We start from the raw sequence: 16,630 nt of genomic DNA, 5'->3' as shown, positions 1-16,630 counted from the left end.
AAGCCTAACTTATTTAGGTTTGTTTTATTTTTTGGGCACCCACAAACCCACCCACAAATTACCCGCAAAATTAAAAAAAGTGATGAATCATAATGAAATATCACGTTTATAAAACCTTGATAAATCAACGTTTTTGGTTCAATTTAAAACTTGATGAATTCAAAGGATATATTCCGCACACAAGTTCACCAATGGGAACGCGATCAATATATGTCTCTATACTAAGAGACTCAAACTCTTGACATACAACGTGTTGAGGGTTTCTTTATTTTGTGGATAAAACACTTTTATTTGAAAGAGAAGTAATTCCCCTACAAAAAATCATATGTCTCCTAATTGTGGATTTGAAATAAAGTTTAATCGTTTATAACAAAGTTAAACCGTTTGTAAAAAAGATGAACCAAAATAGTTTATTTCAATAAAGAAAAATTCTATTTTTTCTTATTGCACTATCGGTGTCAGATCTGTTGAAGAGGGGATAATAACAGAGTAATTGCTGTAGTCTGTCATATCTAAAAATCTAAATGGTTATTCTTGTATTTTCTTTGAACAATCGCACTAACCATGAGTATAAGATTACGTAAGGGACCAGGTACAAGCTATTCTAAAATTCGTCAATTAAATAAACCTGCAGGATATGTTGTGTGGGCTGAAAAAGATGGATGGCTAAACTTAGGTAGAGAGCAATGGATTAAATACGATTCTTCTTATATAAAGTTTGATAAAAAAAGTACAGTGGATTCATTTATTGTAGGGAAACGTGTTGTTTTCGAAGTAAATAGCCTACGTTTCTATGATTCTCCATTTTGGCAAGATATAGATGTGGCTGAAACTGTAGATACAGGGTTAGGATTTACAATTGATACAAAAGTTACAGTCATTGGATCCGTCACAGTACAAATTACACAATAGCAAAGCATACTATGTAACTGCTAATCCATCCCATGTGTATGTGAGGCGAGAATTATAAAAGCAGAACCTTTGTGCTCATAAGGTTCTGCTTTTATTTGTTATAATTAATTCTCTTTATCTAGTGTAAATCCCCAGATAGGCTTTTTTTCTTCAATTAACTCAACATCTTTTAAGTTTACAGACATCTCATATTCGGATTTGTTAACATTTTTCATACCCAATTCATCAGCTTCTGATTTGTAAGTCGTTCCGATAATGACTGAGTCGGTGCTACCATCTCCAGCAGCAATGCCAAATTTTCGACCTTTATACAAAACATATGGGGTAATATAATATGCTAGCTCCAATTCGTTTTTTTGTACATCTTTACAGAAAATACTCCCATCCCAATCATCACGAATGAAACCTTGTAATAAATCAGATTCATTCTTAGAGATAAGCTCTACACCATTATTTGTTTCCACTATTCTATACTCAGATCCTTTATAAATGCCATATTTTCCTCTTTTAATCATTGTATCACCTACTTAATTATTTTGTTGCTGGAATAAAACGCTGGTATTTTTCACGATATACTCCGACTAATCTTTCTTCGCCATTAATTACTGTGTAAATTTCCGCTCCGTCTCTTGGCTCTAAAAATGTTCCCCTAGGAGCTTCATATTCTGGAATAATTTTATCAGTCGTTGATGCGGTAAATCCGTGACCAGTTTGCGGAGGAGTTATGTCTGATTTTACATGAAGATCATCAGCAAAACTTTCCGCATAGGGGATTTTAAATTCATCGATGCCGTCAGTCTTAAATCTAAGTACAGCATAATCGCTAGAAGTAGTATAAGGTGTTCCTTCATAATCCAAACGTAAAGAATTATAAACATCTTTAGGTAATTGTATGTCTTGAACATCTTCCATTTTTGCAATACATCCCCCAATGGTATTATAAGGTCGATCCGCTTTTAAGTATCCTTCTACTCCATCTAATGTAATGACTTTTTGCATTGAAGTATCTGTAGTTGGTGCAGGTACGCTGTCACGGATTGTTTTCATCATTTGAATTTCTTCTGGTGAGAGCTCCGTGTGCATCTTTTGTTGTAAGTCATAGAATTTTTCACGAGACATATCTACTTCATTTAAAACACGATCTATTTGTGAAGTAAACCCTTCGCCTATATGTTCTGATAAATTTTCACGGTTAAAACTTGGAGTAACTTCTACAGCTTTCGTGGTAGTACCTACATTACCTTCACCTTTAGCAAACTGATAGATTGATAGTCTTTCCTCAGCTTGTCTAAAGAAAGTACTGTCAAATCCTGATCTGATACCATTACTACTACCTGCAAAGGCTAAGTTGTCGCCTTTATTAAGTAATTGTCCAGCTTTTGATATACCTTGAGAGAATTTAGCGCCTTGAGCTAGTTTAGCGGCTTTGCTGACACCTTTATCTCCAATGAATCCTAATCCAATTTGTGTTAAAGCGTACGATCCCCATCTTGCGCGGGTTTCTGCATCCCCATTTATAACATCTTTATTAAAGGAATCTGATAACGCATCCCACATAGCGCTTCATCTAAATGGGTAATGGTGTAGCCCATGCCTTCCCAAGTTTCCCAGTCTCCTAATGCCTTTATACCGTCAATTGTATCTCCAACAGCATCTCCTGCACCATCTATCATACCATCCCAAACTTTTTCAAAGAGAGATTTTTCAGGTGCTGTACTAGGTGTAGTTCCTTTTTGAGTTGTTACATCTTGACTATCTGCTACACGGAATTTCTCAGCAATTCTCTTTAATTCTTCTTCAACATGTAAAAGTGCATTAATTGCTGTGAATGCGGATGGTCTTGCGTTATTGAACATTTGAAGGAAATTTTGATTTGACGCGCCCGTCCATTGATAGCACATGTAATCAATTTGATCACATAAATTTTTATGTATAGATTCTAACACGTGTTTTGTATCATTTGCCCGTTTTGCAGCTCGTTCTAATTCTTCAGGCGTAACTTTTATTTGAACCATTTTCTTCCTCCCTTTCCCGATTAAAATTATGAGGCAAGAAGAAAAAATGTAAATATCTAAAGTAGAGAAAAATGAAGTATAGCATACTATATAATTACGGAAGAAGTCTATGTATATGTGAAGTAATTGAAAAAGCTTTCTCTTTAATGAAATGTTCTCTAATAGTTAGAACTAGTTTATCAATTTGAGAGTAGTTCATTGTGAACCGGACTTTTTATATTGTAGCCTTTAAAATTTACTTTTTGATAAAGTACGTAATATAGGGGTTATGATTTTACTTAATAAACGAAATCCTCTAAAAATAGATCTGACAACCTTCAAACTATATTCCTCCCTTAAATTAAGTATACCAAATTCTATTTGTGGACATGTGTGTGTTATTAGCTGTCCGATAATTGCTCGATTTTTATGGGGAATTAGTTCAGTTTTTTTATGGCCTTTTAAATTTATCAATCCGGTTGCTTATATGTGAATATACATTAATATAATTTGCATGTACTATTCGCTTGATTAAAAAACCACCCGTGAAATAAAATAAGACCCCAGTTACCTAGGGGGGTAAATGAATTATTAGCAATTTGATAATGGTTGTACTTGAGTGGTGTACCTTTTATAGTTTGGATATGCAACGATAGATTGACACTGAGGTTTAAGGGTTTGATTAATTAAAGATACGTTTTTAATTTCCTTGTTATAGCGTGAAAAAAATGAAACTTTAACTTTTGAATCAGGAGGAACTTTTACTACAATAGGTACTTTTTTCATATACATCAGCTCCAAATTTGTATTATTTTATAAAATCCTGTTTTTCATATGCATTGTATTTACAAAATAGATATACAACATAATATGCTTGTACGAAGATGGAAGTGATTAAAAAATAATAAGGTATTTTAATAGTTATGGGGAATGCCCTATTGTTTTAATGAGATAAGTATCTTTTTAGCTCGGTAAATAGAGATGAGGGCTATTAGAGGAGGCTGCTGTGAATATTTGATCCCAAAAATAAGTTATTTCGATAGGGATTGTAGATCAAGTGAGATGAAGATAAAACAGGGCGATCGTTCCATTAAAAGGAATTATCGCTCTTGTACTTAATGTAAAATATGATTGTTGCTTTCACACCCATCAATTGTATGTGTTAATAATAAGTGAAAGAACAGACAAGATTCGCTAAGAGAAATATGTAAAAAACAGTACCTTGCAATAAATAGTAGTTGATGGTATATTATGGATAACGATAGTACCTTGTATTGAATAGTACTACTTAGAAAGGAGGATTATCGTTGAACGTTCAGTTTAAAAAAGGTGTGCTCGAACTTTGCGTATTGGCACTTGTAAAGCGAAAAGATTGCTATGGTTATGAGCTTGTTCAGCAAATCTCCAATAAATTTTTAATATCGGAAGGATCAGTATATCCATTGTTACGTCGTTTAACAAAAGAAGGGTATTTCCAAACATATTTAAAAGAATCAACAGAGGGGCCACCGCGTAAATATTATCAACTAACGGATCAAGGGGAGAATCAACTCAATTTACTTGTAACAGAGTGGCGCGATTTTGCGAAGGGCGTACAAGAAATTATTGAAGAGGTGTAATGGGATGAATAAAGAACAGTTTCTCAGGGAATTATTAGGACATCTTAGAAAGCTACCAGAAGAGGAAAGACAGGATATTTTATACGATTATGAAGAGCATTTTCAGTTTGGATTCGAAGAGGGGAAAACAGAATCTGAAATTATAAAAGGGCTTGGTGCACCGAAAACAATTGCGAAAGAGCTGCTTGCTTTGTATCGTTTTGATGAGATGAAAAAGGATCCATCAACTTCAAATATAACAAGGGCTGTACTCGCGGCGATAGGTCTTAGTTTGTTGAAATTTATTGTTGTATTAGGCCCGTTAGTAGCAATCGTAAGTTTAATATTTGCACTTTGGGTTGGTGGAGTTGTTAGTGTAGTAACGCCATTTTTTATCATTATTAAAATAGTAATGGGTACTTTTTTATGGGTGGATCTCTTTGTCAGTATCACATTTGTTGGAGTCGGTCTATTGCTATGTATTGTGGCTTATTACAGTACACATTGGTTCAAAAAATTGTGTGTACGATACGTGAATTGGAACTTCAAAATGATTAAAGGGGAATAAACGATGAAAAAAATATTGTTAGTAGCGATCGCTTGTATCATTATTGGAGTAATCGGTATATCACAAACGTATACGAAAGCAGTAGATGCTGTAGAAAAGGGGGATAAAGAGAAGGTTATTACAAATGAAACGATCAAAAGCTTAGATGTCAAATTAGATGCTGGAGATATTATTGTTCAAAAATCTCAAGACTCTTCTTTCTATGTAAAGCAATCAGGAGATTTAAAAAGACAAAAGGTTAGTATTGCGGAAGATGGTGAGACATTAAAAGTTCAAGGGGAAGTTGAAAAAGGTATTTCGTTAGATTTTTCATTTTTGTCGTTCGGATTAAAAACTCCTACACTGACTGTTGTTGTACCTGAGCGTGTATATAAAGAATTGAAGATAAATTCATCGGCTGGGAAAATAGAAGTAAATGAGGTGAAGAGTGATTATGTAAGTGTGGGGACGCTTGGTGGAGATGTGGATTTGGAGCGAATAACAGCTAAGAAGGTTGAGGGATCTTCTGAAGCGGGTGCTGTGAAATTGAAAAAAGTAATCGGTAAAGTTATAGCACAAACAACAAGCGGAGATGTTGATGTTATTGATCATGATTCTAAGTATGATGTGGAGGCAAGTTCAACCGCGGGTGATGTTGATATTCGTCTGTTAGAGAAACCTCAAGATGCGGTTATTACAGGAAAAACATTTGCAGGGAAAGTACGAATTTTCAACGAAGAGAATAGGGATATGAAAATTGGAAATGGAGATGTGAAAATTAGCGGGAAAACATCTGCTGGAGACGTTACTATTGAAGCGGATTAAAAATAAAATGGCAAAATTATCTCTTAGTCCGAGGGCGTGAATAAAATTCTATTAATATACAAAAAGAAGATCTTTACCTATTAGATAGGAAAGGATCTTCTTTTTCATTATTTTTTAGTGTAAATCGCGATACACGCCAATTACTTTCCCGATAACCGATACTTGTTTTAAAAGGATAGGCTCTAAAGAAGAGTTTTCTGGCTGTAGACGGAAATGATCTTTCTCTTTGTAGAAACGTTTAACAGTTGCTTCATTGTCTTCCGTTAAAGCGACTACAATTTCTCCGTTGTATGCAGACTGTTGTTGACGAACAACAACTAAATCCCCATCAAAAATACCAGCTTCAATCATACTATCTCCAGAAATGCGTAGCATAAATACTTGGTCCGCTCCAGCGACGATACTAGCGGGAAGTGGGAAATGCTCTTCTACACTCTCAACTGCTGTAATAGGTAAACCAGCTGTAACTTTTCCGACAATTGGAACCTGGATAACAGACAGTGTATCTGTTTCCATTCGATCATCACCTAAAATTTCAATAGCCCTAGGTTTTGTTGGATCGCGTCGAATGTAACCTTTTTCTTCTAGACGTGATAAATGTCCGTGCACTGTAGAACTAGAAGCAAGGCCGACCGCTTGACCGATTTCGCGTACGGAAGGTGGATAGCCTTTTTCTTGTACTTTTAGCTTAATAAAGTCGAGAATGTCTTGCTGGCGCTTTGTTAACTTTTCCATATTTTCTAACACCTCGTTTTCTTTCATTTTTCTTATTAATAAGTATAACATGCGAAAAAACATTCTACAAACATAAGTTCGAACGGAAGGCGAATTTATGATACACTAAAGGAAAAATCTAATTGAGAGAGAGGGTTTCAAAATGAATGCAATTATTTATGCACGTGTTAGTACAACGAAAGAAGCGCAGGAAACTTCATTATTGCGTCAAAAAGATGAATTATTGCATTTAGCTAAGCGATACCAAATGAATGTTGTAAAGGTGATTCAAGAGCAAGCGAGTGGGTATACAATCGAACGTGATGGTATATTAGAAGTGTTAGATACCATTCGAGAAGAACAAATTGATGTGCTTCTTATTCAAGATGAAACGCGTCTTGGTAGAGGGAATGCGAAGATTGCTTTAATGCATTGTTTACATAAAGAGGGAATAAAGGTATATACACATACGCATAACGGTGAATTACAACTTTCAGATTCTGATTCAATGGTACTAGATATAATTGGGATAGTTGAAGAGTATCAAAGGAAAATTCATAATTTGAAAATTAAACGTGGTATGCAGCGGGCAGTAGAGAAAGGGTTTCGGCCAGAGAATAATTTGAAAAATCGTCATTTAAGCGCAGGGCGTGAGAAAAAAGAAGTGCCAATTGAAGAAATTGTACGCTTACGCCGAAATGAATTAACTTTTGAAGAAATCGCAGCAACACTTCGCGGATTTGGGCATAATGTGTCAAAAGCGACTGTACATCGTAGATATGTAGAGTATACGAAGCAATTGCTTGATAAAGAAGACTAACTATTGTATGATAATAATCAGTTTTAAAGTAGAAAGGGGATTCGAGATGCTAAGTCACGAACTCATTGAACGCATTAACTTCTTAGCAAAAAAAGCAAAAGCTGAAGGTTTAACTGAAGAAGAACAACGTGAGCGTCAGTCGCTACGTGAACAATATTTAAAAGGATTTCGTCAAAACATGTTAAACGAATTAAAAGGAATTAAAGTCGTTAACGAAGAAGGAAAAGATGTTACGCCGACGAAATTAAAAGCTTTAAAAAAGCAAGATAATGCAAAATTAAATTAAAAGATGGGCGTCGAGCCCATCTTTTTTGATAGTAATAGAGAGCCAGATTATTTAATGACTTTCCAATTATGGTTAGTCATGGCTTCTATCGTTCCATGTTTTAGTATATAGTTAGCGATAAGTTCAGACATATCAATTGGTATGTCTTTTATTGTGGGCCTATTTTGATACATAAAGTAATTTCCACCCCCGCTCGCACGGTAATTGTTCATAACGATATCGTATTCTTTATGCATGTCGAGGGGAGCTCCTTCATATTCCAAGGAAATAACTCTTTCGCCAATTGGTTTTGAAATGTTTAGTATGTATGAAATTCCTTCCCACATATCATAATTATAATGCTGAGGTTTTGGCTCTATATAGGCAGGGTTTACAGTAATAGTTCCGTCTTCGTTTAGTACGAAATAAGTAGCAGATAGCTCGAGTGCGGCTTTTATATCTGCTCCAGTCACTCGGATAACTTTTAATGTATTTGGATAAATATAATTAGAAACGATGTCCCGCATTGTAACGTGTTTTGGGAAACCGGGAGATTCATTATGAAACAAACTTGTGCAAGAAATAGTAACTTTTGCTACATCCATTTGTATTTTATTTATAAACTCAATAAAGGGATGCTCTTGTAAACGTGTTTCCATAGCATCAGATATTTGCATGTCTCCATTAATAACTCCGATAGGCTGATCAAGCCATTTCTGTGTTTTATTCTCATAGTTAGAAACAAGGGCGAGAACATCTAGATTAGCTTGAATACCGTTGACCGATAGTAGTTCGGAATGACACTCCTTTATCAGCCACTGATTTTTATTTCTTTCCAACATAATTTGAACTTTTCCTAATGAATGTCCATTACAACCGGTTTGTAAAACAGTGACACCATTTAGTTTCATATTGGCAATAGAGCGGTGTTGATGACCTGTTAGCAATACATCGATACCGTCGATTTCATGACACATTGCATATCCTTGATTTTCACCGGTTAAAGCTTCTGTTAGTTCCCCGTTTTGTAAGTCTCGCTCAAATCCACCATGGTAGGCTACGATTAGTAAAGTTGGTTTTTCCTGTTCATGAATGTAAGAGACCCATTTTTTTGTTGTTTCTAGTGCGTCCTCAAATAGCAAATCTTTAATGTGATGCGGTTGTTCCCAATTCGGGATGTAGTGCGTCGTCACCCCTAAAATAGCAATTTTTATGTTTGGTTCTATGTGCTTTATAACATAAGGTCTCCCAAAATAGGGTTTTCTTATGCTTTTATCTAAAATATTAGCTGACAAATAGGGTGTATTTGCAGTTGAGATAGCGCTGTTTAATACATTCATGCCATAGTTGAATTCGTGATTTCCAATAATTGCTGCATCATAGTTCAGATAGTTGATCAGTAAAGACATTGGATTTTTTTCATTTTGGTCAAATGTAGCATGATGATAGGTAAAAGGAGTTCCTTGGATTAAATCTCCATTATCAATTAAAATTACATGTTCATGTTTGGAACGCTCTTGCTGAATAAGTGTGGAGATTTTTGCCAAACCATGTTCTGCTGGTGCATTATTTTGATATTGAATCGGATAAACTGTACCGTGTATATCACTCGTTAATAAGATAGTTATACATACACTTTCATTTTGAATCACTGTTATCCACCTTTTCTATAGTTATCTTAATATAAATCATATCAGATATTTAAAGTGTTACTTATATAGAATGTTTAGAATGTGTAAAGATTCTGTAAATAAACAAGTGTGTGGAGGGATATGTGATATATTTCTATATGTTTACAAAAAATTCAATATATAACAAGGGGAATGGAGGCTTTAACATGTTGAAAAAAGTTTTTGCAATGGGTACATCGGTTGTATTAGCAGCGGGATTATTAAGTGGTTGTGGAGCGAAGGAATCGAGTGCAAATAAAAGTGAAAATACGAAAAAAGGGTATGTGCCCAAGACGTTACATGTTCAATTTGTTCCGTCACAAAATGCTGATACGTTAGAAGCGAAAGCAAAACCACTAGAAAAACTGTTAAGTGATAAGCTGAATATCCCTGTGAAAGTTAGTATTTCAACGAATTATAACACGATTGTAGAAGCTATGGCATCAAAACAAGTAGATGTAGGTTTCTTGCCTCCAACAGCATATGTATTGGCACATGAGAAAAAAGCTGCAAACGTAATTTTACAGGCGCAGCGATTTGGAGTAGATGATGCGACGGGAGCACCAACAAAAGATTTAGTAGATTTCTATAAATCTGAGTTTGTAGTAAAAAAAGATTCTAATATTAATAGTGTGAAAGATTTAAAAGGTAAGAAAATAGGTTATCAAGATGTGACATCATCGGCAGGATATGTTTGGCCAGCAGCTGTGTTAATGAAAGAAGGAGTCGATCCGTTAAAAGATGTGAAACCTGTTACATTAAAAGGTCATGACCAATCTATCATTGCCCTTTTAAATGGTGATGTTGATGCAGCAGTTGTGTTCCAAGATGCCCGCAATATTGTGAAAAAAGATTATCCGAATGTATTTAATCAAACAAAAATTGTGAAGTTTACAGAAAAGATCCCTAACGATACGATTTCTGTACGCTCTGATTTAGATGCTGAATGGAGTAAAAAGTTACAAGATGCGTTTATTGAAATTGGAAAGAATGAAGAGGGACATAAAATTATTAAAGAAGTGTATTCACATGAAGGGTATGTTAAATCTGATGATAGTAAATTTGATATCGTTCGTGATTATGGAAAAAAAGTGAAAACACAATAATACATTAGGAAGGTTTTAAATGTTCATTGAAAATGGCGACTAGCTGAAACGGTATGTGGTTTCAATTAGTTAGCCGTTTTTCGGTTTTTTATACTAAGTGGAAGGTAGGTAGGATGCGTGATAGCGTTTCGAAACGTCTCCAAAGTTTATCCGAATGGTACAAAAGGATTGAATAATATTAATTTGAAAATCCAAAAAGGTGAGTTTGTTATTATGGTCGGGTTATCTGGGGCTGGAAAATCAACGCTTCTCAGATCCATTAACCGACTTCATGACATTACAGCTGGAGAAATTATTATTGGTGGGGAGTCTATTACCACTGCAAAAGGAAAAGGATTACGACGCATGCGACGTGATATCGGTATGATTTTTCAAAGTTTCAATCTTGTGAAGCGATCTACTGTATTGAAGAATGTATTAGCTGGGCGTGTTGGGTATCATTCTACGTTGCGTACAACGTTAGGATTGTTTCCGAAAGAAGATTTAGAGCTTGCTTTTCAGGCGTTAAAACGAGTGAATATTATAGAAAAAGCATATGCGCGGGCTGATGAATTATCAGGAGGACAACAGCAACGTGTATCGATTGCTAGAGCATTGGCACAAGAGGCGAAAATTATATTAGCAGATGAGCCTGTCGCTTCTTTAGACCCACTTACAACAAAGCAAGTAATGGATGATTTAAAGAAAATTAACGAAGATTTTGGAATTACAACAATTGTAAACTTGCACTCTATTGATTTAACTAGGCAATATGCTACGCGCATTATTGGATTGCATGCAGGTGAAATCGTATTTGACGGACTAGTAAAGGAGGCGACTGATGAGAAATTTGCTGAAATTTACGGTCGCTCAATTCAAACGAATGAATTATTAGAGGTGGCGGTCAAATGAATGATTTGACGATATATTCTAAAACGATACCGAAGCCACCGAGTAGACTAAAGCATATGCTAACTGTGCTCCTTGTTGGTTTATTATTGTGGGGAAGTAGTGTACAAGTAGATGCATCATTTTCGAAATTTATAACTGGTTTTCCAAATATGATCGATTTGCTGAAGGAAATGGTAGCGCCAGACTGGGGCTATTTTCAAGTAATTACAACTGCAATATTAGATACAATTCGTATGGCTATTATTGGAACGACGTTAGGAGCGATTTTAGCAATTCCACTTGCGTTATTAGCGGCAAGTAATGTGTTTTCAAATATGGCTTTATATGGTCCAGCTCGGTTCGTTTTAAATTTAATTCGAACGATACCAGATCTATTATTAGCGGCTATTTTTGTAGCGATTTTTGGAATCGGTCCACTTCCAGGTATTTTGGCACTTACTTTTTTCTCTGTTGGGCTTGTTGCAAAGTTATTATACGAATCAATCGAATCGATTGATCCAGGTCCATTAGAAGCAATGACTGCAGTAGGAGCAAATAAGGTGCAATGGATTGTATATGCAGTAATTCCACAAGTGAAAGCGCACTTCATTTCTTATGTACTGTATACATTTGAGGTGAATGTACGCGCGGCAGCTGTTCTAGGGTTAGTAGGAGCAGGGGGCATTGGATTATATTATGATCGTACGCTTGGATTTTTACAATATCAACAAACTGCTTCTATTATTATGTATACACTCGTTGTTGTATTGTTAATTGATTATATAAGTACAGTATTACGGGAGAAATTATGATGAGTAAAACGACGATAATCGTGCCAAAACCGAAGAAACCGAGTTTAGATCGCTGGATTATTTTTATAGCACTTATAGCTATATATGTATGGGCATTTTCAGGAGTCCCGCTAGAGGGGATAAAGGATACAGCTGGTCAAATTACGAAAGCGATTATGACAGGTGTATTACATCCAGATTGGGCGTATGTATCGTTGCCAGATGGTGAAGATTTATTGCACGGTTTAATTGATACGTTAGCGATTGCAGTATTAGGTACGTTTATATCTGCTTTTTTATCTGTACCATTTGCGTTTTGGGCGGCAACAAATATGAGTATGGGGAAATTGACTTCAGGAACCGGGAAATTTGTACTGAGTTTTGTTCGTACGTTTCCAGAGTTAGTGATGGCTCTTTTATTTATAAAGGCCGTTGGTCCAGGTTCCTTTGCAGGTGTATTAGCTTTAGGCTTACATTCTATTGGAATGTTGGGAAAACTGTATTCAGAAGGGATCGAAAATATAGATAAGGGGCCGACTGAAGCGTTAATTGCTACAGGAGCAAATCGTTTTCAAATACTTTGGTATGCAGTGATGCCACAAGTGTTACCAGATTTCTTATCGTATACATTATATCGATTTGAAATTAATGTACGATCTGCGGCAATTTTAGGTGTTATTGGAGCAGGGGGTATTGGTACACCATTAATTTTTGCGTTAAGTTCACGGAATTGGTCCCGTGTAGGTATTATTTTATTAGGCATTATTTTGATGGTGATTATTATTGACCTTATTTCGAGTTCGATTCGAAAGAGAATCGTATAAGTTGTTTTTGGAAGCACCTACATAAGGTGCTTCTTTTGTATAATAAGAAAAAATGATTTGGCTATTATTGAATAACGGGGGATATTTTGGCCTTACAGCATGAATTTGTATTTGTTTCAAATGATAAAGAAGTGTTGGATTTTGAAGGTATGGATTGGATCGAAACTAGTTTTTTGTATAAAAAAGAGGCAAAGATAGAGGAGTGTGTTGTATTAAGTGATGAGGTAATCGTATATCTACTAGATTTTATTCATTGGATGCCGACGTATATTCTAGCGAAAAGAGAAGAAGGATTTGGGATTCATTATTATGGCATTACAAAAATTGAGCAAAAAGGAGCCGCGGTAGCAGAACAGTTATTTTGTTTGCTAGTTAGTATGGTTTCTTTAACTCCTGAAACAATTGAACTTACAGGTTCGTCGTATCAATGGGAAGATGAAAATATTACGGATGGAGAGTATGAAAAATATGTTTTTGATCGAGATACTCTATGTTTAGAGTTAGAGTCTTTTATTCGTTTACTTCGCAGAGTAAAAGGTGGAGAAGGATATATTTTGCATTTTGGAATTTAAAATTAATGAATAAAAATACAGATAATTCTCTTTCTTTTTAAAATAAAAATAATGAAAAAGTATGTCATATTGAATGCCCATACATTCCCGGAATCATTGGTTTTTTTATAAAAAATCAAAAAAACATCAACATATTTGTCGATACATGTTGTATAATCTTGCGTGGGAAGCTATCATATAAATGTATAAAACGTTTACTACTATACGCGAAGGGAAGAATAGCATGTCACATTCAATCGAACAACTTTCTATCAACACGATTCGCACATTATCCATTGATGCGATTGAAAAAGCAAACTCTGGTCATCCAGGAATGCCAATGGGTGCAGCACCAATGGCTTATACACTATGGACTCAATTTATGAAACATAATCCAAATAATCCAACGTGGTTTAACCGTGATCGTTTCGTATTATCTGCAGGTCATGGCTCAATGCTATTATATAGCCTGCTTCACTTATCTGGTTATGACGTAACAATGGATGACTTAAAGAACTTCCGTCAATGGGGAAGTAAAACTCCAGGACATCCTGAGTATGGTCACACAGCAGGTGTAGATGCAACAACTGGTCCACTTGGACAAGGTATTTCAACAGCTGTTGGTATGGCGATGGCTGAAAGACATTTAGCAGCAAAATATAACCGCGATGCGTATAATGTAGTTGATCATTTTACATACGCGATTTGCGGTGATGGCGATTTAATGGAAGGCGTTTCTGCTGAAGCATCTTCATTAGCTGCGCATTTAGGATTAGGTCGTCTTGTAGTTTTATACGATTCTAACGATATTTCTTTAGATGGCGATTTAAATCGTTCATTCTCTGAAAGTGTAGAAGATCGTTATAAAGCATACGGTTGGCAAGTAATCCGTGTTGAGGATGGAAACGATATCGAAGCAATTGCAAAAGCAATTGAAGAAGCAAAAGCTGACGAAAAACGCCCAACGCTAATTGAAGTAAGAACGACAATTGGTTTCGGTTCTCCAAACAAATCAGGAAAATCAGCTTCACACGGTTCTCCACTTGGTGTAGACGAAACAAAATTAACAAAAGAAGCATATGCTTGGACTGCTGAACAAGATTTCCATGTATCAGAAGAAGTATATGACAACTTCCGTAAAACAGTACAAGATGTTGGTGAAACAGCACAAGCTGCGTGGAACACAATGTTAGGTGAATATGCACAAGCGTATCCAGAATTAGCAAACGAACTACAAGCGGCAATGAACGGTCTTCTTCCAGAAGGTTGGGAACAAAACTTACCAACTTATGAATTAGGATCAAAAGCGGCAACACGTAATTCTTCAGGTGCTGTCATTAATGCGATTGCAGAATCTGTACCCTCATTCTTCGGTGGATCTGCGGACCTTGCTGGTTCTAACAAAACATATATGAATAATGAAAAAGACTTTACAAAAGCTGATTACAGCGGTAAAAACATTTGGTACGGTGTACGTGAGTTTGCGATGGGTGCAGCAATGAACGGTATTGCACTTCATGGCGGTTTAAAAACTTACGGTGGTACGTTCTTCGTATTCTCTGACTACTTACGTCCTGCAATTCGTCTTGCAGCATTAATGCAATTGCCTGTAACGTATGTATTTACACATGACAGTATCGCTGTTGGTGAAGATGGCCCAACACATGAACCAGTTGAACAATTAGCAGCGCTTCGTGCAATGCCAAATGTATCTGTTATCCGTCCGGCTGACGGTAACGAATCTGTTGCAGCTTGGAGATTAGCTTTAGAATCTACAAAAACACCAACTGCATTAGTTTTAACTCGTCAAGACCTTCCAACATTAGAAGGTGCAAAAGACGATACGTATGAAAAAGTAGCAAAAGGTGCATATGTAGTTTCTCCAAGTAAGAAAGAAACAGCTGATGTAATCCTACTTGCAACTGGATCTGAAGTAAGTTTAGCTGTTGAAGCACAAAAAGCATTAGCAGTAGACGGTGTTGATGCAGCTGTTGTCAGCATGCCATCTATGGATCGCTTTGAAGCTCAAACTGCTGAGTACAAAGAATCTGTATTACCAAAAGCAGTAACGAAACGTTTCGCAATTGAAATGGGTGCTACATTCGGATGGCATCGTTACGTAGGCCTTGATGGAGATGTACTAGGTATCGATACATTTGGTGCTTCTGCTCCTGGTGAGAAGATTATGGAAGAGTATGGATTTACTGTAGAGAACGTTGTTCGTAAAGTAAAAGAAATGCTTTAATGATTTTAGAAAAATCTCTCCGGCATGGGGAGATTTTTCTATGTAATTGCGTTTTTTCGACAGAAAAAGTTTTTTCTCTCTCCGTAGTCAGACAATCATTGCAAATTTTCTTTTATATAATGTAGAGAAAAGGTTGTCCAGATCGGGAGGGGAAAAATGAAAACGTATGAATTGTATTTAATTCAAGAGGATATTGCGAAAGCTTACTTTGGTCGTGAATATTTGTTTTTCGATTTATTTGCTCGATTTTCAGAATCTGGGTCCCTTTCGGAAAAGAAAGTGTTATATAAGCAAATGATGTATATTACGATGCCACTACAAGTAATGAAAATTCATCATAGATTAGAACAAGCTTTACGTGTTCTTGGTAAATATGAAAGAACACATCATACACATAGGCTTTATACCGGAGCAGAGTATGGCGAAATAATGGTGAAATCACAATACATTAGAATGAACACCTCTGGAAATGTATCTATGGAAACAACTTTCTTTGAGGTGCTTAGGAAGTGTGAATTAACATTTTTAGCGATGGATTATGAAAATAAAAAGTATGGTTGGTTAAATCCTCTCAAACAAGTACGAACATATGTGTAAAAAATGTCGAATAGTATCTTGTCTTATTGAAAAGGTTTTAGTACACTGTAAGGTAGACAACATGAAGGAGGAAAATATATGCCGATTTGGTTAGGTATTCTAGTGGGCGTAGTAGCACTAGTAGCAGGCGTGGCGTTAGGATTTTTCATTGCCCGCAAATACATGATGAACTATTTAGAAAAAAATCCGCCAATTAACGAACAAATGTTAAAAATGATGATGATGCAAATGGGACAAAAACCTTCCCAAAAGAAAATCAATCAAATGATGAGCGCGATGAGCAAGCAACAAACGAAATAAG

17 protein-coding genes and 2 pseudogenes are annotated in these 16,630 nt (G+C 35.8%); 14 read left to right on the top strand and 5 right to left on the bottom strand.

Annotated elements, in window-relative coordinates; all coding sequences use genetic code 11:
* Window positions 1–567 precede the first annotated feature (567 nt).
* Window positions 568–970 (top strand): annotated as a pseudogene (locus DJ93_RS33640) (SH3 domain-containing protein); the annotation flags it as partial.
* A 46-nt stretch (window positions 971–1,016) separates the two neighbouring features.
* On the opposite strand, the gene DJ93_RS03645 reads toward DJ93_RS33640, so the two are convergent.
* From DJ93_RS03645 to DJ93_RS03635, 3 genes and pseudogenes are all read right to left on the bottom strand, one after another.
* Window positions 1,017–1,427: a hypothetical protein gene (locus DJ93_RS03645; RefSeq protein ID WP_042979229.1), complete on the bottom strand. Its 411-nt coding sequence runs from the start codon at window positions 1,425–1,427 to the stop codon at window positions 1,017–1,019.
* 721 nt (window positions 1,428–2,148) lie between these two features.
* Window positions 2,149–2,927 (bottom strand): annotated as a pseudogene (locus DJ93_RS34770) (WXG100 family type VII secretion target); the annotation flags it as partial.
* 570 nt (window positions 2,928–3,497) lie between these two features.
* On the bottom strand, window positions 3,498–3,692 hold the full coding sequence (locus tag DJ93_RS03635) for a hypothetical protein (RefSeq protein ID WP_042979228.1): 195 nt from the start codon (window positions 3,690–3,692) through the stop codon (window positions 3,498–3,500).
* A gap of 521 nt (window positions 3,693–4,213) precedes the next feature.
* On the opposite strand from DJ93_RS03635, the gene DJ93_RS03630 reads away from it, so the two are divergent.
* The 3 genes from DJ93_RS03630 to DJ93_RS03620 are packed head-to-tail and all read left to right on the top strand — an operon-like array spanning window position 4,214 to window position 5,876.
* Complete coding sequence (locus DJ93_RS03630) at window positions 4,214–4,525, top strand: PadR family transcriptional regulator (RefSeq protein ID WP_042979227.1); 312 nt, start codon at window positions 4,214–4,216, stop codon at window positions 4,523–4,525.
* A 4-nt stretch (window positions 4,526–4,529) separates the two neighbouring features.
* A complete protein-coding gene (locus tag DJ93_RS03625) occupies window positions 4,530–5,072 on the top strand; it encodes a DUF1700 domain-containing protein (RefSeq protein ID WP_042979226.1) in 543 nt (180 codons plus the stop codon).
* 3 nt (window positions 5,073–5,075) lie between these two features.
* A complete protein-coding gene (locus DJ93_RS03620) occupies window positions 5,076–5,876 on the top strand; it encodes a DUF4097 family beta strand repeat-containing protein (protein WP_042979225.1) in 801 nt (266 codons plus the stop codon).
* Between the two features lie 114 nt (window positions 5,877–5,990).
* Here the strand turns inward: DJ93_RS03620 and lexA are convergent, their stop codons facing one another.
* Window positions 5,991–6,611, bottom strand: a complete 621-nt coding sequence (lexA, locus tag DJ93_RS03615; RefSeq protein WP_042984129.1) for a transcriptional repressor LexA — start codon at window positions 6,609–6,611, stop codon at window positions 5,991–5,993.
* Window positions 6,612–6,753: 142 nt separating this feature from the next.
* Between lexA and DJ93_RS03610 the strand changes: the two genes are divergently transcribed.
* Together DJ93_RS03610 and DJ93_RS03605 are read left to right on the top strand one after the other, a co-directional pair.
* On the top strand, window positions 6,754–7,410 hold the full coding sequence (locus DJ93_RS03610; protein WP_042979224.1) for a YneB family resolvase-like protein: 657 nt from the start codon (window positions 6,754–6,756) through the stop codon (window positions 7,408–7,410).
* 46 nt (window positions 7,411–7,456) lie between these two features.
* Window positions 7,457–7,696: a DUF896 domain-containing protein gene (locus tag DJ93_RS03605; RefSeq protein ID WP_042979223.1), complete on the top strand. Its 240-nt coding sequence runs from the start codon at window positions 7,457–7,459 to the stop codon at window positions 7,694–7,696.
* A 47-nt stretch (window positions 7,697–7,743) separates the two neighbouring features.
* Here the strand turns inward: DJ93_RS03605 and DJ93_RS03600 are convergent, their stop codons facing one another.
* The gene (locus DJ93_RS03600) at window positions 7,744–9,327 is read right to left on the bottom strand and encodes a bifunctional metallophosphatase/5'-nucleotidase (protein WP_042979222.1); all 1,584 of its coding nucleotides are present in this window, start codon (window positions 9,325–9,327) and stop codon (window positions 7,744–7,746) included.
* Window positions 9,328–9,512: 185 nt separating this feature from the next.
* On the opposite strand from DJ93_RS03600, the gene DJ93_RS03595 reads away from it, so the two are divergent.
* The 8 genes from DJ93_RS03595 to DJ93_RS03560 all read left to right on the top strand — a co-directional run bounded on the left by DJ93_RS03595 (window position 9,513) and on the right by DJ93_RS03560 (window position 16,629).
* The gene (locus DJ93_RS03595) at window positions 9,513–10,451 is read left to right on the top strand and encodes a phosphate/phosphite/phosphonate ABC transporter substrate-binding protein (protein WP_042979221.1); all 939 of its coding nucleotides are present in this window, start codon (window positions 9,513–9,515) and stop codon (window positions 10,449–10,451) included.
* Between the two features lie 117 nt (window positions 10,452–10,568).
* Entirely contained in the window at window positions 10,569–11,342 is a 774-nt protein-coding gene (gene phnC / locus DJ93_RS03590) for a phosphonate ABC transporter ATP-binding protein (RefSeq protein WP_042979220.1), read from the top strand.
* Window positions 11,339–12,133 carry a phosphonate ABC transporter, permease protein PhnE gene (gene phnE / locus DJ93_RS03585; protein WP_042979219.1) on the top strand — a complete coding sequence of 265 codons (795 nt, stop codon included), beginning with the start codon at window positions 11,339–11,341 and terminating at the stop codon, window positions 12,131–12,133. The genes phnC and phnE (DJ93_RS03585) overlap by 4 nt, the downstream gene beginning before the upstream one ends.
* The gene (gene phnE, locus DJ93_RS03580) at window positions 12,133–12,936 is read left to right on the top strand and encodes a phosphonate ABC transporter, permease protein PhnE (RefSeq protein ID WP_042979218.1); all 804 of its coding nucleotides are present in this window, start codon (window positions 12,133–12,135) and stop codon (window positions 12,934–12,936) included. Before phnE (DJ93_RS03585) ends, phnE (DJ93_RS03580) begins: the two co-directional genes overlap by 1 nt.
* An 86-nt stretch (window positions 12,937–13,022) precedes the next feature.
* Window positions 13,023–13,508, top strand: a complete 486-nt coding sequence (locus tag DJ93_RS03575) for a coproporphyrinogen III oxidase (protein ID WP_042979217.1) — start codon at window positions 13,023–13,025, stop codon at window positions 13,506–13,508.
* Window positions 13,509–13,731: 223 nt separating this feature from the next.
* Window positions 13,732–15,732, top strand: coding sequence for a transketolase (gene tkt / locus DJ93_RS03570; RefSeq protein ID WP_042979216.1), 2,001 nt, complete (start codon window positions 13,732–13,734; stop codon window positions 15,730–15,732).
* A gap of 156 nt (window positions 15,733–15,888) precedes the next feature.
* Window positions 15,889–16,329: a sporulation inhibitor of replication protein SirA gene (gene sirA / locus DJ93_RS03565; protein WP_042979215.1), complete on the top strand. Its 441-nt coding sequence runs from the start codon at window positions 15,889–15,891 to the stop codon at window positions 16,327–16,329.
* 78 nt (window positions 16,330–16,407) lie between these two features.
* A complete protein-coding gene (locus tag DJ93_RS03560; RefSeq protein ID WP_001123316.1) occupies window positions 16,408–16,629 on the top strand; it encodes a YneF family protein in 222 nt (73 codons plus the stop codon).
* Window position 16,630: the final 1 nt, after the last annotated feature.

Origin of the sequence: Bacillus clarus, assembly GCF_000746925.1 — a bacterium.
GTDB lineage: Bacteria > Bacillota > Bacilli > Bacillales > Bacillaceae_G > Bacillus_A > Bacillus_A clarus.
The sequence above is the reverse complement of the archived record's forward strand: the minus strand, read 5'-3'. Positions and strand labels throughout refer to the sequence as shown.